This window comes from Methylomonas sp. 2BW1-5-20, from assembly GCF_052474515.1.
Window position 1 is genome coordinate 1733901 of sequence record NZ_CP184127.1, and the last position, 17861, is coordinate 1751761.

Annotated in this window: 15 protein-coding genes and 1 pseudogene; 13 read left to right on the forward strand and 3 right to left on the reverse strand. The window is 54.7% G+C overall.

What is annotated here, in order from left to right; all coding sequences use genetic code 11:
* The first annotated feature begins 133 nt into the window (after positions 1 to 133).
* On the forward strand, positions 134 to 769 hold the full coding sequence (locus tag ACH50O_RS07920; protein ID WP_446811479.1) for a class I SAM-dependent methyltransferase: 636 nt from the start codon (positions 134 to 136) through the stop codon (positions 767 to 769).
* 11 nt (positions 770 to 780) lie between these two features.
* Here the strand turns inward: ACH50O_RS07920 and ACH50O_RS07925 are convergent, their stop codons facing one another.
* Complete coding sequence (locus tag ACH50O_RS07925) at positions 781 to 1581, reverse strand: arylamine N-acetyltransferase family protein (RefSeq protein ID WP_446811480.1); 801 nt, start codon at positions 1579 to 1581, stop codon at positions 781 to 783.
* A 102-nt stretch (positions 1582 to 1683) separates the two neighbouring features.
* On the opposite strand from ACH50O_RS07925, the gene ACH50O_RS07930 reads away from it, so the two are divergent.
* The 4 genes from ACH50O_RS07930 (at position 1684) to mepA (ending at position 6079) form a co-directional block, all read left to right on the forward strand.
* A complete protein-coding gene (locus tag ACH50O_RS07930) occupies positions 1684 to 2376 on the forward strand; it encodes a hypothetical protein (RefSeq protein ID WP_446811481.1) in 693 nt (230 codons plus the stop codon).
* A 162-nt stretch (positions 2377 to 2538) separates the two neighbouring features.
* On the forward strand, positions 2539 to 3927 hold the full coding sequence (dbpA, locus tag ACH50O_RS07935) for an ATP-dependent RNA helicase DbpA (RefSeq protein ID WP_446811482.1): 1389 nt from the start codon (positions 2539 to 2541) through the stop codon (positions 3925 to 3927).
* 117 nt (positions 3928 to 4044) lie between these two features.
* The gene (locus ACH50O_RS07940) at positions 4045 to 5181 is read left to right on the forward strand and encodes an acyltransferase family protein (RefSeq protein ID WP_446811483.1); all 1137 of its coding nucleotides are present in this window, start codon (positions 4045 to 4047) and stop codon (positions 5179 to 5181) included.
* A 37-nt stretch (positions 5182 to 5218) separates the two neighbouring features.
* Positions 5219 to 6079: a penicillin-insensitive murein endopeptidase gene (gene mepA, locus ACH50O_RS07945; RefSeq protein ID WP_446811484.1), complete on the forward strand. Its 861-nt coding sequence runs from the start codon at positions 5219 to 5221 to the stop codon at positions 6077 to 6079.
* 73 nt (positions 6080 to 6152) lie between these two features.
* On the opposite strand, the gene ACH50O_RS07950 is transcribed toward mepA, so the two are convergent.
* A complete protein-coding gene (locus ACH50O_RS07950; RefSeq protein WP_446811485.1) occupies positions 6153 to 7517 on the reverse strand; it encodes an autotransporter outer membrane beta-barrel domain-containing protein in 1365 nt (454 codons plus the stop codon).
* Positions 7518 to 7845: 328 nt separating this feature from the next.
* Between ACH50O_RS07950 and ACH50O_RS07955 the strand changes: the two genes are divergently transcribed.
* The 5 genes and pseudogenes from ACH50O_RS07955 to ACH50O_RS07975 all read left to right on the forward strand — a co-directional run bounded on the left by ACH50O_RS07955 (position 7846) and on the right by ACH50O_RS07975 (position 14950).
* Entirely contained in the window at positions 7846 to 8274 is a 429-nt protein-coding gene (locus tag ACH50O_RS07955) for an HIT domain-containing protein (protein WP_446811486.1), read from the forward strand.
* A 246-nt stretch (positions 8275 to 8520) separates the two neighbouring features.
* Positions 8521 to 9927, forward strand: coding sequence for an efflux transporter outer membrane subunit (locus ACH50O_RS07960; RefSeq protein ID WP_446811487.1), 1407 nt, complete (start codon positions 8521 to 8523; stop codon positions 9925 to 9927).
* Positions 9928 to 10012: 85 nt separating this feature from the next.
* Positions 10013 to 11071 carry an HlyD family secretion protein gene (locus ACH50O_RS07965; RefSeq protein ID WP_446811488.1) on the forward strand — a complete coding sequence of 353 codons (1059 nt, stop codon included), beginning with the start codon at positions 10013 to 10015 and terminating at the stop codon, positions 11069 to 11071.
* Positions 11068 to 13823: pseudogene (gene rbbA, locus ACH50O_RS07970) on the forward strand (ribosome-associated ATPase/putative transporter RbbA). The gene ACH50O_RS07965 and the pseudogene rbbA overlap by 4 nt, the downstream one beginning before the upstream one ends.
* A gap of 2 nt (positions 13824 to 13825) precedes the next feature.
* Complete coding sequence (locus ACH50O_RS07975; RefSeq protein ID WP_446811489.1) at positions 13826 to 14950, forward strand: ABC transporter permease; 1125 nt, start codon at positions 13826 to 13828, stop codon at positions 14948 to 14950.
* 109 nt (positions 14951 to 15059) lie between these two features.
* On the opposite strand, the gene ACH50O_RS07980 is transcribed toward ACH50O_RS07975, so the two are convergent.
* Complete coding sequence (locus ACH50O_RS07980) at positions 15060 to 15467, reverse strand: flagellar basal body-associated FliL family protein (protein WP_446811490.1); 408 nt, start codon at positions 15465 to 15467, stop codon at positions 15060 to 15062.
* A 62-nt stretch (positions 15468 to 15529) separates the two neighbouring features.
* Here ACH50O_RS07980 and nagZ point away from each other — a divergent pair, with 62 nt between their 5' ends.
* The 3 genes from nagZ to ACH50O_RS07995 are packed head-to-tail and all read left to right on the forward strand — an operon-like array spanning position 15530 to position 17821.
* Positions 15530 to 16546, forward strand: a complete 1017-nt coding sequence (gene nagZ / locus ACH50O_RS07985) for a beta-N-acetylhexosaminidase (protein WP_446811491.1) — start codon at positions 15530 to 15532, stop codon at positions 16544 to 16546.
* The gene (locus ACH50O_RS07990; protein WP_446812126.1) at positions 16539 to 17084 is read left to right on the forward strand and encodes a hypoxanthine-guanine phosphoribosyltransferase; all 546 of its coding nucleotides are present in this window, start codon (positions 16539 to 16541) and stop codon (positions 17082 to 17084) included. The genes nagZ and ACH50O_RS07990 overlap by 8 nt, the downstream gene beginning before the upstream one ends.
* Positions 17081 to 17821 (forward strand): S-methyl-5'-thioinosine phosphorylase, encoded by a 741-nt coding sequence (locus ACH50O_RS07995; RefSeq protein WP_446811492.1) that lies wholly within the window; start codon positions 17081 to 17083, stop codon positions 17819 to 17821. The genes ACH50O_RS07990 and ACH50O_RS07995 overlap by 4 nt, the downstream gene beginning before the upstream one ends.
* Positions 17822 to 17861: the final 40 nt, after the last annotated feature.

Genomic DNA, 17861 nt, shown 5'->3' on the forward strand with positions numbered 1-17861 from the left:
TGCCGGCATTTCCGGGTTTGTGTTAACGATACAACCCAGCCAACTAGCCTTGACCATGGCGTCACTGTAAAACATTTGGCCAAGCGGATTTTGCGCGAGATACTTAAGCGCCACGCAACACCAAACCATCGATATGGAAACGCAAACCTCGCCATTAGCGCAGATCGAAGCCGCTACGCTAAATCATTACAACCAAAACGCCGAATCATATTGGCAAGGCACCAAGGACCACGACGTGACGCAAAACTATACGGCCTTCCTGGGCGCGTTGCCGCAATCGGGAACGCTGGATATTTTGGACTTGGGCTGCGGACCGGGCAGAGACGTGTTTTATTTCAAGTCACTGGGCCATCGGCCGGTCGGTCTGGACGGCAGCGAGGCGTTTTGCCGGATGGCGCGCGCCTACAGCGGCTGCCGGATCTTACAGCAAAGTATGCTTAGCCTGGATTTGCCGGCACAGGGCTTCGATGGCGTCTTTGCCAATGCGTCCCTTTTCCACGTCCCGAGCCGGGAACTCCCCAGAGTGTTGAACGAGCTATACGCGGCATTAAGACCGGCGGGAATTTTGTTTATTTCCAACCCCCGCGGCAGCGGCGAAGGCTGGTCCGGGCAGCGCTATGGAAACTTCATGGAACTCGACGCCAGCCGGGTGTTTTTGACCAACGCGCACTTCGAGATCCTGGATCATTATTACCGGCCGCCGGGCAAACCAAGACCGGAGCAGCCCTGGTTAGCAATTACCGCCAAAAAGCGCGATGACAGTTGCTAGTACGGTTATCGCTAAATCAGTCCCAAATGCCTGGCAATGCCGTTCAGTTCCGCGCCGGTCAGCGCGATACCAAAATCATGACGCACCCGCATTTCCAACTGCTCCGGCGTTTCGACGGCAGTATTGAAATGCTCACCGCCGCGAAATTCGGAAAAAGTGTTGTTGTATAGCTGAATCCTCCCAAACTCGGTATTGCGGCACATTAGCAGGTTTTTGGCTAACAAGGATTGCTCCCAGGTGGCGCACAGCACGTTCGCGGCCTCCAGATCACAGCGCCGCACCGCCGCCCGGTCGAAGCTATAGAGCGCAAACCAGCCGTCTTTATGCCGCCGTTCCAGCACGGTTTCGCCGCTATGCGCTTCATAACGCAGACGAAAGGTATCATCTCCCTGTTGTTGCGCCTGTCCACCATCCAGCTGCAGCGGATAAAAATGGCTCGGCCCGCCGAAGCCGGCATCCACCAGCCAGGACTCCCCTTCCGCGGCCACCAGATACGCCAAATGATGTCGCGGACCGCCCTCGCTACGCCCCATCCGCACCCTGGCCATGATGGTTTGGTAAGTAAAGCCCAGCTCATCCAGCGCCAATCCCAGCAAACCGTTTAACTCGAAACAATAACCGCCGCGGCGGTCAATCAGCAGTTTTTCCACCAAGGCCGGAGTTTCCAGTTTGGGCACCATACCCAATAACGGATTGATGTTTTCAAAGGCAATTGCCCGCAGTTGCGCCTGCTGCAATTGCGCCAAGCCGGACACATTAAGCTCCGGTTGGTTAAGGCCTATTCTTTGCAAGTAGTCGTTTATCTGAAACATCACGCTGCCAGTTTTAAGGGATTAATTAAAACAGACTAAACTCTATCACCAGACCCAATCGCGGCGTTAATGCCATTATCCAATTTATCGGGAGTCACAAGAATGAAGCGCAAAATGGAGGAAAGCGGCATCAATTTTTATTTGATGCCAAATGACGATAAATCGACATACGCCGATCATGTCAAAATGCGCGCCGAGATGTTTTGTTATCTGCTGCATAAAGTTGCGCATCTTTGTGTTAAATACAAGCCCTCCAAATCGTTTGAGAAATATCTGAGCGACACGGCGGCAGTGCAAGTCAGCGAGGGCGTGTATTCCAAAGACACCGGCGTAAAAATCGATGCGGCCCATCTTTGCAATACCAGCTTTTTGTGCGATCTGTTTTTAACCGATATCACGGGACCGATTTCTCCTACTTTACGCAGTTACTGCGAAAAACTGCGGACGGTGTCTGGCGCGACTACGCCGCAATTAAAAAGCGATAACGTCGGTCCCGACAAAGTGATCGATAGTTATCAGACCAAATTCAAAAACGATTATTTGAAAGACGTTTCCTCAAAAAATATCATCCCCGCCGGCCGCGATACTTACATTAACTATGTTATCGGCCTGAATAAAGAGCTGGCAAAGAGTAAAAGCCGCAGTTTTACCGACCCCAATTCCGGCGGCTACGAAGGCGCCCATTCCGCGAAAAAAAGAATGACCGAGTTGGAATTGGAGCTGGATAATGGGCAAATAAGCTGGTCCATGGAAGACGAATTCCAAAAGATTGCCACGAAAATCGGCAGCCTTTAGTGCCGATAAATCTATTTTGACCCCAGCGTGCCTATAAAGCACTTTAGGATAAGACGGCTAGAACAAGCATCAATGGCGGCCGGGGCAAGGCATTTAATTCTGTTATCATTGCTGACCGGATGCCGGCGATTTGGCCGCATCGTTTGATTGCCCAGAGTCTTTGTGAACACACCTGAATTTTCGTCCCTACCATTAAAACCCGCCCTGCTGGAAAACATCGAATCGCTGGGCTATACCCGGCTGACGCCCATCCAAGCCGAAAGTCTGCCGCATATTCTGGAAGGCAAGGATGTCATCGCGCAAGCCAAGACCGGCAGCGGCAAGACTGCGGCGTTTGGCATCGGTTTATTGTCACGGCTGGATTTGAGCAGCTTTAAAGTGCAGGCCATGGTGATCTGCCCTACCCGCGAACTGGCCGACCAGGTGTGCAAGGAAATCCGCCAATTAGCCCGCTTCACGCAAAATATTAAAGTTCTGACCTTATGCGGCGGCACGCCGTTTGCGCCGCAACGCAGCTCGCTGGAACACGGCGTGCACGTGGTGGTGGGTACGCCGGGCCGGTTGCAGGAACATCTGCAAAAAGCCAGCTTGCGTCTGGATCATTTAAAAGTATTGGTGCTGGACGAGGCCGACCGCATGCTGGACATGGGCTTTGCCGACATCATTTCCGACGTGATTTCCTATGCGCCGTCGCACCGGCAAACCCTGCTGTTCTCCGCCACCTATGCCGAACCGATTCGAGCATTAAGCCACAAGTTTCAATTCAAGCCGGTATCGGTCAGCGTGGAAACCAGCCATCTAGACAATCCTATCGAACAGCGCTTTCATCAGGTAGATAAAGCCAAGCGCCTGAACGCGCTGGGCTATTTGCTGGCGTATCACCGCCCGGAATCGACGGTAGTGTTTTGCAACACCAAACGCGAATGCCAGGACGTGGCGGATACCTTGAGCAATTGCGGTTTTTCGGTGCAGGCTCTGCATGGCGATTTGGAGCAAAAAGACCGCGATCAGGTATTGGTGCGCTTTGCGAATAAAAGCTGTTCGATTCTGGTTGCCACCGATGTGGCGGCGCGCGGACTGGATATTAAAGACATGCAGGCGGTGATCAATTACGAGCTGCCTTGGGACCCGGAAGTTTACGTGCACCGGATAGGCCGTACCGGCCGGGCCGGAGCCAAAGGCCTGGCGCTAAGTTTGGTTAGCGAATCGGAGTTGAACCGGGTCAAAGCCATCGAAGAATATTTGGCCAGCGCCGTCAAGTGGGACGAAGTCGCGCCTTTCAAACTTGGCAGCGAACACCGGTTCGAGCCGCCGATGATCACGCTGTGGATAGACGGTGGCCGCAAGGACAAGATGCGGCCCGGCGACATTTTGGGCGCGCTGACCGGCGCCAACGGCATAAGCGGCAGCGAAGTGGGTAAAATCGACATCTTCGATAAACACGCCTACGTCGCCGTGAAACGCGGCAGCGCCGATAAAGCCTTGACCTGTTTGCGGGCCGGCAAAATCAAAGGCCGCAATTTCAATGTGCGCAAGTCGCAATGGCTTTAAGCCGCGATGCGTTCAGCGCCCGCGACTGCGACCAAGCCGATAACGCGCGGATAGCCAACCGAATTCTCAAAGCCTTGCTATACCTGACTTCTTCTATACCTTAAGAAACTCTCACGCGTGCTTCCCAAAACCCACATCAGTTATTTGGATACCATTCGCGGCCTGGCGGCGCTGGCCGTTATCAGCGAACACTTCGTCATCGCCTACGGCCTGCCGTGCGAAGCACCCTTGTGCCAGCAGCTCCTGGATTTTTCGCCGCTGCATATCTGGTGGGACGGCTCGGCGGCGGTATCGATGTTTTTCGTACTCAGCGGCGTGGTGTTGTCTTTGCGCTATTTTCGCACCGGACACATACCCGATCTCAGCCAATTTCATCTGGCGCGTTTCTTGATAAACCGAATGTTTAGAATCTGGTTGCCGTATTTGTTGGTACTGACGATCTGTGCCGGCTTGTTTGTCAACGTCTTCCACGGCGAAATCCTGAAGACTCAGTTGCCGGCCACCGATTGGATCACCGGCATGTGGCATAACTTTCCGTTAACCCCAACGGATATGCTGCGCGAGAGCTTTTTACTGAAATTGCCGGATTTAATTGTATTACTGCCGCAAGCCTGGACTTTGAGTATCGAGCTGGTGCTTTCGCTGCTATTGCCGGTAGGCCTGTTGTTGGCCGGGCGCGGCAGTTCTTGGTTGGTGTTTTTTGGCCTGCTGGCTACCAGTTTATTGGGTGTATCGATTTTTTTGCTGCATTTCTTATTGGGCATGACCATCGCCAGACACTATACCGATTTGACGCGTTACCTGTCCGGCCGGCGCTGGCAGCGGCGTTTATTGTTATTGGCCGGCTTGGCGCTTTATACCTGCGGCAGTTATGTACCATCCGGCCTATTCGGCGATACGGCGGTCTGGCTCGGGTCCGGCTTAGGGGCGGGTTTGATATTAATGTTCGTGCTGGGCTCTACGGATGCACAAACATTATTATCGCAACCGGTTTTGCGGCAAATCGGCAAAGTGTCTTACAGTGCTTATCTCAGCCATATGGCCATTCTGATTTGCGTTACGCCGTATGTATTGAAAGTTCTCGAAGGCTTTATCGACAACCGGCTGGCACTCTGGTTTGGCGGTTGGCTTATTACGGTGGCTTGCGTGCAAGGCATCTCCTTGTGCTTTTATCACTGGCTGGAAATACCCAGCATGAGCCTGGGACGGCGCGTGACCGATGCTATAGCTGCCATCGGTACGCCAAAGTTATAATCGTGCCCTGCAGCCTTTTTTCACTCCCGACTTTATCATGCGACTAGCTACCGTCACTCCATCCGTATTATTCGGCCTTGCCGCCTTGGGCTTTATTAGCGAGGCTAATGCCGGCTCGACCGCGCAAGATTGGGCAAAAATCAACACGCCCACCCATACCCCCAGCCAAAGCATAGGCACCTACACCAGCGGCTGCATCAGCGGCGCCGCCACCCTACCCCTGGACGGCCCCGGCTATCAAGTGATGCGCTTGTCCCGCCATCGCTACTACGGCCATCCCAGTTTAATCGGCGTTATCCAGCAACTGGGCCAATTCAGCGTCGAACAAAAGCTGGGCTCGCTGTTAATCGGCGATTTAGGGCAAGCGCGCGGCGGTCCGACCTTAAGCGGACATCGCAGCCATCAAACTGGCTTGGACGTGGATATTTGGTTTTTGTTATCGGAACCAGCCAGTAATCGGCCGTTAACCGCCAACGAGCGTGAAACCTGGAGCGCGCCGTCGGTCGTCGATTTACAAAACGATACGGTCGATTACAAGCATTGGTCGCTGGATCAAGCCAAGGTGTTGGAAGCGGCGGCGCGTTTGCCGGAGGTTGACCGGATTTTCGTCAATCCCAGTATCAAACAGGAACTATGTAACAACAAAGCCGCCTCAACCGGGGAATGGTTGCGCAAGATTCGCCCTTGGTGGAAACACGACGATCATTTTCATGTGCGTTTGAAATGCCCACCGCATAGTCCGCAGTGCGATGCGCAAGATCCACTACCGGCGGGCGACGGTTGCGACGCCAGCCTGGCTTGGTGGTTTTCCGCCGAAGCCAAGGCGCCGTCGAAAAACGTACCGCTGCCACCTCCGCCGTTGCCGGCGTTGTGCGAACAGCTGTTACGCCAACCTTAATTCATCCGGCTTACCCGATTCAAACCGCAAGAGCCGGTCAACTCCGCCGGTACAAACCAAGTATGTTACTTGGCTAGAATTCCAGGCGGGCGCCCATGGTAAACAAATGACTTTCCACGTCTCGATAGCCGACTAACGCATCGTAGTTCAGGAACGCGCTCAATCCCCGGGCAAAGGTGCCGGATACCCCGGTACCGACCGTGAAATAATTGCGGTCCGGCGAGTTGGTGACGGTATTAAAAGACAAGCCGCTGGTGGTGTCGCCCAAAAACCGTACCGCGATATTGCGGCTGCCGTCCTTGTATTGATGATGCCACTCGCCGCGCACATTGGGTGTGAACACGCCCCACGAGGTACTGAAGGCGTATGAAATCTGGTTGCCGACCGTGGTGGTGACGGACTCGACGCCTTGATCGGAAAATGCCATGCCCCAGCCATTGCCGCCGGATTCGCTGAACCTATCCACGTCAAGCTTGATGTAATTGGCTTTGACATAGGGGTTGAACAGCCATTGCTTTACCGCAAAGTTATAACCGCTGCCGACGCTAACCGAATATTGATTGCCGGTAGGCGCGGCCTTGGCCTGAGTGTTCACTACTTCCGGCACCACATAGGATATTTGCCGGGTGGAGGCGTAATCGATCGCGCCGATGCTGGTAATGGCGTCGAAATATAAATTATCAGTCGCGTAGTAGGTGCCGTAGAGCGCGCCCGTGTATGCGTTGCTGTCGAGACTGCCGCCGTTGTGGTCGAAACTGGACTCCGCACGCGTATAGGTAAATGCCGCCCCCAAAATCAAATCGCTGCTAAACCGGTAATCAAGCCCGGCATTGATGCTGCCGCTATTCAGGTTGTAACCCAATTGGTTTAAGCTGGAATCGACGTTGCCGGTGTTATAGTTACCGTTGACAAAACCGCCCAACTTGTCCCAAACGCCGCTGCTATCGCCCGCCGCGCCGCCCAAAGGGTTTGCCAGCGATGCCAAATTGACAGGCAAAGCGCCGCTACCCAGGCCGGCGACCTGGAATCCCCTGGCGCCTGCCCGCAACGCCCCGAGCCGGCCGGCTATCGCATTGAATGAGGTACGGGTTGCCGTGATGCCTTGCGAAGGTATTTGCTCCGGGGAGACCTGTTGCAGTGGATTGGTATTGATAGCGGTGGCGCCTTCCTCTTGCAAAGCTGCTCCTACCAACGCATTGCAGCGCGCCTGAAATTCGCTTTCGTTCTGGCCGGACGGACAGGCAATTTCGATCACCCGCGCCATATTGGTTTGGGTGTTGTTAATCCCCGGCGTATCTTGAATCAGCCCTATTATCGTATCCGCATTTGCGGTTCCGGCAACGCCCAGCAGCGCGGCACCGAGTTTCAGGCAAACCGGCAGACTGCCGCCAAATCGCGTCTTGATCGGTGTTACCCCATGCTTATACTGTATTTTCATAAAATTTCTCCCCCTTAAAAATTGCTTTTAACCTAAATCCAGTTGCGAATAATCAACGCCAATGGATAAGGATATATTTCAATATTCATCTATTAACACACGTTTTAAATACTGATGAACCGATTATCGCGCTAAATAGCCTAGCCGACTAGAAAAATACCTACCGGATTACTCCGGAATATATTCCGGCAAAAAAATAATGCTCGAATACAGCCAACGTTTTGCATTGATAATAATGCCGGCCATTAGACTCCGGGCCAGTGCAAAAACCAAACTGCGATCTTTGCTAAATCGTTACAATGAACCTTTATCCTAAGCAGAGGCGGCAATGTCCAATTTCCAACTCCATCAACAACTGGCGCAAGATTGCTTTAAAGTGGGTAGTTTTAGTTTATCGGAACTGCTGATGATGAACGACAGCCAATATCCCTGGTTCATCCTGGTGCCCAGGCGCGCCAATGTAAAAGAGATTTATCAACTTAGTGCGCAGGATAGGCAAACTTTGCAAAACGAATCTTGCCTGCTCGCGGAAACCCTGGCTGATCTTTATCGGCCAGACAAATTAAATATCGCCGCCATCGGTAATCTCGTCCCGCAATTACATCTGCATCATGTCGTGCGCTACCAAACCGATATAGCCTGGCCGGCACCGGTATGGGGAAAATTTGCGAAATTGCCGTACGCCGGCGATCAGCCCGAACAGCGCATCAGTCAGCTCCGAACCGCGCTGGCTAACGAATTACATGACGGCTTTTAACCCAACCCCAAATTATCAGCGGTAGTACCTAAACTCGGCTATTCGCAGCTGCTACGGATATTTCCATCGACAAAGCCGACGACATTTTGCCGCCGCCGATCCGGAAAAATCGAGCCGATTTTTTCTGGACATGTTAAAAGTCAGCCAACAATTTCGCGGTCTGCGGGTTTCCGAACCGGCCTGAGCGAAACGGCAAATCAGCGTCTAATCTTCGCTGCGATGCCTCAATTTAAAAAGGACATGGTTATGATGCGTAAAACCAGCTATTTGTTGATTTTAAGCGGCTTAACCGGTTGCATGATGGGACCGGATTACCGCGCGGTAACGCCTGAAGTGCCGGATCACTGGCAGGCGGCTCCGGCACAGCCTTTACCGCAAGCGAATGCGGAAGATTTGCAAACCTGGTGGAAACACTTTGGCGACGCCGAGCTGGATCGCTTGATGGCGCGGGCCTTAACCGGCAATCTCGACATCAAGATAGCCCTGGCGCGCGTCGATCAGGCTCGCGCCGAACGCCGCGGCACCCGCGCGGAACTATTCCCAAGCGTTAACGCTACGGCCGGTGCCCAACGGCAAAACAACCCCTTCCCCGGTTTGGCCTCCGGCATTAAATACAATATGTTCGAAATGGGGTTCGATGCGCTTTGGGAAATCGACGTGTTCGGCCGATTGCAACGCCGCTCGGAGTCGGCGGCGGCCGAACTGGATGCGGCCAGCGAACAATATCGGCAGACGATTGTGACTTTAAGCGCCGAATTGGCGCGCAGCTACATCGAGTACCGGAGCCTGCAAAATCAATTGCGCATCACTCGCTCCAATCTGGAATCGCAGCAGCATACGCTGGCGCTGACTGAAAAACTGTTCAACGAAGGCGTTAGCGCCAGGCACGATGTGGTGCGCGCCCGCGCCCAAGTCGAGACCACGGCCTCGCAGATTCCAAGCTTGGAAGCCGGCCTGACCGCTACCCTGCGGCAACTGGAGGTATTGGAGGGCCAACAGCCCGGCGCATTGGCCGCCGAACTGCAGGACTCTGCGGCAATGCCGGTGGCGCCGGCACAAGTGTTTTTAGCGTCGCCTTCCGACGTCATTCGGCATCGGCCCGACCTGCGCGCCGCCGAACGCCGACTAGCCGCCGCGACCGCGATGCAAGGCGCGGCAATCGCCGAACTGTTTCCGAAAATATCGCTGTCGGCATTTTTCGGGCTGCGCAACACCGACATCGAAAGCCTGTTCAAATCTGCCGCATTCTCATACGGTACGGCCGCCAACCTGGTACAGCCGCTATTGAATTTCGGCCGAATTCAAGCCGGCATCGACATCGCCGAAGCCAAACAAAAAGAAGCTTATCTGGCTTATGAAAAATCGGTGCTGGAAGCCTTGCAAGAGACCGAAACCATACTGACGCGTTATTTAAAAGAAGAAATTCGCCGGCAAGCGCTGGCGCGTGCGGTGGCCGACTTGCAAGAGTCGGTGCGATTGTCGCAATTGCGCTATCAGGAAGGGGTAATATCCTTTTTGGATGTGCTGGACGCGCAGCGAGGCCTGTACGGCGCGGAGATCGATCTAGCCCGCTCGCAGGCGGCAACCGCGACGAATTTAATTGCCTTGTACAAAGCGCTGGGTGGCGGCGCCAATGCGATAGACCTATCGTAAAACGCCTTTGAAAAATGAATTTTCGATTGTTAACGCAAACCTCGAACATGCAGCCTCGTTTATAAACCCGCTCCAAGGAGGACTAATGAGCAAACAGCGCACATTGACGCTAGTATTGATCGCCATTATCGCGGCTTCGGCACTATGGTGGGGTTTACGCCCATCCGGATTGCCGGCCGGCATCGCCACCGGCAACGGCCGAATCGAAGCCACCGAAATCAATATCGCCACCAAAATCCCCGGCCGCATTGTCGATATTAGTGCCAAGGAAGGCGATTTTGTACGGGCGGGTAATATACTGGCGCGCATGGATACCCAGGTGTTGCAAGCTCAACAAGCCGAAGCGCAAGCCAAGGTGCGCGAAGCCGAAAATGCCTATCAAACCGCCAAATCCATTGTCGTGCAGCGCGAAAGCGAATATGCCGCCGCGCAAGCCGTGGTCGCCCAGCGCCGTGCCGAGTTCGATGCGGCGGAAAAGCGCCTGCATAGATCGCAACGACTGGTTGGCGAAGGCGCCACCCCGCAGCAGGAGGTTGACGACAACAATGCCCGGGTATTGGGCATGCAGGCCGCGATCAATACCGCACTGGCTCAGGTCGAAGCGGCCAAGGCCGGCATCGCCGCCGCCAAATCGCAAGTGGTGCAGGCGCAATCGATGATCGAAGCGGTTAAAGCCACGGTGGTGCGGCTGCAAGCCGACATCAACGACAGCGAATTGAAAGCCCCGATAGACGGCCGCATTCAGTACCGGGTCGCCGAACCCGGCGAAGTACTGGACGCCGGCGGCCGGGTGCTGAACATGGTGGATTTGTCCGACGTGTATATGACTTTCTTCCTGCCCACTGCAGCCGCCGGCAAGGTGGCCCTGGGCAGCGACATCCGTTTGGTGTTCGATGCCCTGCCCGGCTACGTGATTCCGGCCAAGGCCAGCTTCGTCGCCAGCGTCGCGCAGTTCACACCCAAAACCGTGGAAACCGAAAGCGAACGCCTGAAATTGATGTTCCGGGTCCGCGCCCGTATCGATGTCGAATTATTGAAACAGCATATCAATCAGGTAAAAACCGGCGTACCGGGCGTGGCTTACGTCAAAATCGACTCGGCCGCGGCCTGGCCCGCAAACTTGGAAATCAAGCTGCCGCAATGAGCGCATCCGCCCCCGTCATTCGGATCAGCGGCGTCAACCTGCGCTACGGCAATATGCTGGCCTTGGACAACATCAGCGTGGAAATTCCCGGTAACCGTATGGTTGGCCTGATTGGTCCGGACGGCGTCGGTAAATCCAGTCTGATGTCCTTGCTGACCGGCGCACGTAAATTGCAGGAAGGCGCGATAGAGACCCTGGGCGGCGACATTGCCGACAGCGGACACCGGCGCGCGGTTTGTCCGCGCATCGCTTATATGCCGCAGGGACTGGGCAAGAATCTGTATCTGACCTTGTCGGTATTTGAAAACGTCGACTTTTTCGGCCGCCTGTTCGGACAACAACAAACCGAGCGCCGGGAACGCATTGCCGAATTGCTGGACAGCACCGGTCTGACCCCTTTCCGCGACCGGCCGGCGGCAAATTATCCGGCGGCATGAAACAGAAACTGGCTTTGTGTTGCGCGCTGATTCACGATCCGGATTTATTGGTACTGGACGAACCGACTACCGGCGTCGATCCGTTGTCGCGCGCGCAATTTTGGGAATTGATAGACCGCATTAGGACTCGGCGTGCCGGGATGAGCGTACTGGTTTCGACCGCTTACATGGACGAGGCGGAGCGCTTCGACTGGCTGGTCGCGATGGACGACGGCAAGGTACTGGCGACCGGCAGCGCCGCCGAGTTACGTGCGAAAACCAATGCCGACACCCTGGAAGCCGCTTTCATCGATTTATTGCCGGCGGCAAAACGCCAAGGCCACAAAGCCGTGGTCATTCCGCCACGCAGCAGCAACGGCAATGCTGCAGAAATCGCCATCGAAGCGCGGGGACTGACGATGCGCTTCGACGATTTTGTCGCGGTCGATAATGTCAGCCTGCGCATCGAGCGCGGCGAGATCTTCGGTTTTCTCGGTTCCAACGGCTGTGGTAAATCGACCACGATGAAAATGCTCACCGGCCTACTGTCGCCCAGCACCGGCGAAGCCAAACTGTTCGGGCAGGTTCTCGACGCCAACAACATGGCGACTCGGCAACGAGTCGGCTATATGTCGCAGGCTTTCTCGCTGTATGCCGAATTGACGGTACGGCAAAATCTGGAACTGCACGCCCGGCTGTTTCATTTGCCCGAAGCCGGGATTACCGCGCGTGTTGCCGATATGGCGCAGCGTTTCATGCTGGAGAACGCTCTTGACAGCCTGCCGGACGAGTTACCGTTGGGCATGCGCCAACGTCTATCGCTGGCCGTCGCAGTGATCCATAGTCCGGACCTGTTGATCCTGGACGAACCGACCTCCGGCGTCGATCCGGTGGCCCGCGACCGTTTTTGGGAATTGATCGTAGATTTGGCCCGCCGCGACAAGGTTACGGTGTTTATCTCCACCCATTTCATGAACGAAGCCGAGCGCTGCGATCGGATTTCGCTGATGCATGCCGGCAAAGTGTTGGCCAGCGACACCCCGGCAAAACTGGTGACGGATAGCGGTTACGATACCTTGGAGCAAGCCTTCATTGCCTATCTTAAGCAAGCCGGCGGCGTCGAAGCGCAAGCCGAGCTTGATGCCGCTAATACGTCAGAAGATTCGGCTAAGCCGGCCGCCGCACCGGCAACCCGTCATCAAGTCGACAACCGCTTCAGCCTGCTGCGCCTATTCAGCATCAGCATCCGCGAAGCGCTGGAATTGCGCCGCGACCCGATCCGTTTATCGATTGCCTTGTTCGGCACATTGTTTCTAATGCTGACCTTCGGTTACGGCATCACCATGGATGTGGAAAATTTGCGTTTCGCGGTACTGGACCGCGATCAGACCTCACTCAGCAGTAACTATGCACTGGACTTGGGCGGCTCGCGTTACTTCGTCGCCCACGCACCGATCAACGATTACGCCGAGCTCGATAGACGCATGCGGAGCGGCGAACTGAGTCTGGCCTTGGAAATTCCGCCCGACTTCGCTCGCGACCTGCAACGCGGCGAGAACGTGAAAATCGGCGCCTGGATCGACGGCGCGATGCCGACTCGTGGCGAAAATATCGTCGGCTACGTCCAAGGCATGCATCTAACTTGGTTACTGGAACAGGCTCGGCGCAATGCCAGCCGAATATCGGCCGGACTGATCAATATCGAAACCCGCTTCCGCTACAATCCGGATGTCAAAAGCCTGCCGGCCATGGTGCCGTCGGTGATTCCGATTTTGCTGATGCTGATTCCGGCCATGCTTAGCGCATTGAGCGTAGTCCGGGAAAAGGAACTCGGCTCTATCTTGAACCTATATGTCACGCCGGTGAGTAAACTGGAATTTCTGGTCGGCAAACAATTACCCTATATTGCGCTGGGGATGATCAACTTTCTATTGCTCTGCGCGATGGCGGTGTGGGTGTTCGGCGTGCCGCATAAAGGCGATTTTTTAATGTTGAGTGTGGCGGCTTTGTTGTACGTAACCTTCGCCACCGGGTTCGGTTTACTGGTTTCGGTATTTACCCGCAGCCAGGTGGCGGCCATCTTTGGCACTTTCATTGCCACGTTTATTCCTTCCAATCGCTTTTCCGGCATGATAGACCCGGTTTCGTCGCTGGAAGACGGCGCACGCTTCGTCGGCGAAATTTTCCCTGGCACACACTTTCTCACCATCTGCCGCGGCACTTTCTCCAAATCGCTGGGTTTCGCAGAATTAAGCCCTTACCTAATGCCGCTGGCCATAGCTGTTTTGGTGGTAGTTGGGTTGAGCGTCACCCTGCTCGACAAACAGGAGCGTTAAGCATGCACGCCTTGTCGAATATTTTTCATCTGGGTATCAAGGAAATCCGCAGTCTGGGCCGCGATACCCTGATGCTGGTAATTATCGTTTTTGCGTTCAGCGGCCAGATTTACGTGATAGCCACCGGCCTGCCGCAATCCTTAAACAAGGCGCCGATAGCCATTGTCGACGAAGACCGCTCGCCGTTGTCGGAGCGCATTGCCAATGCTTTCTATCCACCGCATTTTCTGGCGCCGGCCATCATCGATCAATACGCCGCCGATCCTGGCATGGACGCCGGTTTGTATACCTTTGTACTGGATATTCCGCCCAATTTTCAACGCGACGTTCTGGCCGGGCGGCGGCCCACGGTGCAGCTTAATGTCGATGCCACCCGCATCTCGCAAGCCTTCATCGGCAATAACTACGTCCAAACCATCGTCAACGGCGAAGTGGCTACCTTCGTTCAAGGGCATCGCGCGGTATCGACCTTGCCGGTTGAACTGGAAATCCGCACACTGTTCAATCCCAATTTAAATTCGGTCTGGTTCGGTTCGGTGATGGAATTACTCAACAGTATTACCGCGCTGTCCATCATCCTCACCGGCGCCGCGCTGATCCGCGAACGCGAACACGGCACCATTGAACACTTACTGGTGATGCCGCTCACGCCGCTGGAAATCATGATGGCAAAAGTCTGGTCTATGGGTTTGATTGTGGTGGTGGTGGCCACCGCGTCGATCTTGATCGTGGTCAAAGGCTGGCTGGGCGTGCCGCTGCAAGGTTCGCTGGGCTTGTTCATTGCCAGCATGATGTTTTATCTGTTTGCCACCACCTCGTTGGGGATTCTGCTGGGTACGCTGGCGCGCTCGATGCCGCAATTGGGATTATTATTGCTGATCATCCTGTTGCCGTTGCAAATGCTGTCCGGCGGCATGACGCCGCGAGAGAGCATGCCGGCACTAATCCAAAATATCATGCTCGCGGCCCCGACCACGCATTTCGTGGCGCTGGCTCAAGCCATTCTGTATCGCGGCGCCGGTTTCAGCGTGGTCTGGCCGCAATTTCTAGCACTGTTGGCGATAGGCGGCGTTTTCTTTTTGTTTGCACTCACTCGCTTTCGAAAAACCATAGGCTCGATGACCTAAAAAGTATATCCGGCGCTTAGCGATAATATTCTCGGGTAAGCACAAATAAAAAAGGCTCACATCGCTGCAAGCCTTGTTATCCTCGATGCCTCTTGCACCGCTGCGCGGCTTAATTGATTAAGAACTCCGAGAAGAATACGTCGCGAAAACCGTCACTATTTTTAGCTTTGGTCAATAAATCCGTTATCAATTGTTTGGTTTTCAAGCGCAGAGCTTCACGCTGTTCCATGGTTTGCAGATCCTCGCTCTTCATGCCGCTCAGCATCATGATCATCTCATGACGTAAAACCGGCATATATTTTTTGATTTTTTCGACGTGTTCGGCGCCTTCCGCCAGTAGTTGCACATTCAGCATCAAATATTTTTTAGGCTCGGCCAGATTGACAGTGAACTTAGGTTTCATCTCCACATACTCAATAACCGGACCGGCGCTCTCGTCGGCTTTCTTCTCGCCGGAATTGGCCCAAACCGTCATCGGCAACAGCATCAAACTGATCAACAAAATAAATGTTCGCACGGATTCCTCATATAATGTAATGGTGAGACCAAAAGTATATTCCAATTTCGACATTTAACACCATGAAACCACAAGCTATCGGCCCGGTCATGATCGACATCGAGGCCCACAGCCTCAGCGCGCTGGACAAGGAAAAAATCGCTCATCCCAATACCGGCGCCTTAATCCTGTTTGCCAGAAATTACGACAATCCGCGGCAAGTCGCCGACTTGATAAAACAGATCCGGTCAGCGCGCAATGGCGACATCCTGATCGCCGTCGATCAGGAAGGCGGCCGGGTACAACGCTTTCAAACCGGTTTTACCCGTCTGCCGGCAGCGGCTTTTTACGCCGAGCAACCCGAACTGGCCGAAGCCTCGGGCTGGCTGATGGCCAGCGAACTGCTGGCGGTGGATGTGGATTTCAGTTTCGCGCCGGTATTGGACGTGGATTGCGGGGTCAGCGAAATTATCGGCAACCGTTCATTCTCCCGCGATGCGGCGTTGGCCGGACAACTGGCCGGCGCGTTTAGGCAAGGCATGCGTAGCGCCGGCATGGCGGCCACCGGCAAGCATTTTCCCGGCCACGGCGCGGTCGCGCTGGATTCGCATTTGACATTGCCAGTCGACGAGCGCGACTTAGAAACCATCCGCCAGCAAGATTTACTACCCTTCAAACAATTGATAGCGCAAGGCCTGGAAGCCATCATGCCGGCTCACGTGGTTTATCCGCAAGTGGATCGCTACCCTGCCGGTTTTTCCAGTATTTGGTTACAGTCTATTTTGCGCGGCGAGCTGGCTTTCGACGGCGCGATTTTCAGCGACGATTTAAGTATGGAAGGCGCGGCCAGCATAGGCGATTTCACCGAGCGAGCAGGCCTCGCCCAGCAAGCCGGCTGCGACATGCTGCTGGTTTGCAACAATTCGGCAGCCGCCGAACAAGTGCTGGACAAGCTGCCTATCAGCCAAAACAGTAAACGCGAACAACGCCTGCAAGCCATGCGCGGCAAATGTCAGCTCGACAAGGACGCCCTGGTAAAAAATGAAAAATGGCAGACAGTTTCCAAACAAATTTCGGAGTTCTATGAATCCCATGCTTGAAGAAATCGCCATCGTTAAACAGCAGGCGCTATTGCTGCATAGTGCAGAGGAAGTCGAAGCCGCGCTGGATAGCATGGCGGCGGCGATCACTGATAAATTACAGTACAGCAATCCCTTGGTACTGTGTGTGATCAATGGCGGCATCATCGCCACCGGCAAGTTGCTGCCGCGCCTGGACTTTCCGTTGAATCTGGATAGCGTCCACGCCAGCCGTTACCGTAACGCCACCTCGGGCAGCGACATACATTGGCTGTTTAAACCCACGACACCGTTGGCCGGCCGCACGGTCTTGATAGTCGACGATATTCTCGACGAAGGCCATACCTTGCATGCCATCGTCAAATATTGCCGGGAACAAGGCGCCAGCGCCGTATACACCGCCGCGCTGTTCGACAAGGATCTGCAAGTCACCAAACCTATCGATCCGGATTTTATCGGCCTCACGGTCGCTAATCATTACTTGTTCGGCTACGGCATGGATTACAAGGGTTATCTTAGAAATGCGCCAGGCGTGTTTGCCTGCAAGGAAGTGTTATGACATTGGCAATTATCGGCGGTACCGGTCTCACCCAAATCGAAGCATTAGTCATCACCGGTCAAGAACGCGTGAGCACCCCTTTCGGCGAACCCTCCGCGCCGTACTTGATTGGCGAGCTAAACGGCAAAAAACTGGTGTTTCTGGCCAGACACGGCAATCCGCATCGGATTCCGCCGCACAAGATCAACTACCGGGCCAATATCTGGGGTTTAAAACAGCTGGGCGTGACCGAGATTATCGGCGTCGCGGCGGTGGGTGGTATTGGTGCAGACATGACTCCCGCCGTGATAGCGATTCCGGAGCAATTGATAGACTACAGCTACGGCCGGGAACATACTTTTTTTGCCGACGATCTAGAGCATGTCACGCATATCGACTTCACCGAGCCCTATACACCGTCGCTTCGCGCGCGCATTATGCAAGCCGCGCAGCAGGCAAACATTTCAATAACGCCCTCAGGCACTTATGGCTGCACACAAGGACCGAGGCTGGAAACTGTTGCCGAAATCAAACGCATGGCTAACGACGGTTGCGATTTGGTTGGGATGACCGGCATGCCGGAAGCCGCTTTGGCGCGCGAGTTGGGCCTGGCTTATGCGAATATTTCGGTCGTCGCCAATTGGGCGGCCGGTGTGGTCGAGGGTGAAATCACCATGGCCGAGATCGAGAAAAACTTGGAAGTTGGCATGACCAATGCCATCGCCTTACTGAAAGCAACGGTATTGTTTAACGACTAGCAGAAACGGAAACGGATTTTGACGGGACCCGGATGCCCGC

Excerpts from the sequence above, each read along its gene's own strand:
- ACH50O_RS07955 (WP_446811486.1), top strand. The coding sequence starts at position 7,846 with ATGTCCAATTTCCAACTCCATCAACAACTGGCGCAAGATTGCTTTAAA.
- ACH50O_RS07960 (WP_446811487.1), top strand. The coding sequence starts at position 8,521 with ATGATGCGTAAAACCAGCTATTTGTTGATTTTAAGCGGCTTAACCGGT.
- ACH50O_RS07995 (WP_446811492.1), top strand. The coding sequence starts at position 17,081 with ATGACATTGGCAATTATCGGCGGTACCGGTCTCACCCAAATCGAAGCA.
- ACH50O_RS07975 (WP_446811489.1), top strand. The coding sequence starts at position 13,826 with ATGCACGCCTTGTCGAATATTTTTCATCTGGGTATCAAGGAAATCCGC.
- mepA (WP_446811484.1), top strand. The coding sequence starts at position 5,219 with ATGCGACTAGCTACCGTCACTCCATCCGTATTATTCGGCCTTGCCGCC.
- ACH50O_RS07990 (WP_446812126.1), top strand. The coding sequence starts at position 16,539 with ATGCTTGAAGAAATCGCCATCGTTAAACAGCAGGCGCTATTGCTGCAT.
- ACH50O_RS07965 (WP_446811488.1), top strand. The coding sequence starts at position 10,013 with ATGAGCAAACAGCGCACATTGACGCTAGTATTGATCGCCATTATCGCG.
- ACH50O_RS07950 (WP_446811485.1), bottom strand. The coding sequence starts at position 7,517 with ATGAAAATACAGTATAAGCATGGGGTAACACCGATCAAGACGCGATTT.
- ACH50O_RS07920 (WP_446811479.1), top strand. The coding sequence starts at position 134 with ATGGAAACGCAAACCTCGCCATTAGCGCAGATCGAAGCCGCTACGCTA.
- ACH50O_RS07930 (WP_446811481.1), top strand. The coding sequence starts at position 1,684 with ATGAAGCGCAAAATGGAGGAAAGCGGCATCAATTTTTATTTGATGCCA.
- ACH50O_RS07925 (WP_446811480.1), bottom strand. The coding sequence starts at position 1,581 with ATGTTTCAGATAAACGACTACTTGCAAAGAATAGGCCTTAACCAACCG.
- nagZ (WP_446811491.1), top strand. The coding sequence starts at position 15,530 with ATGAAACCACAAGCTATCGGCCCGGTCATGATCGACATCGAGGCCCAC.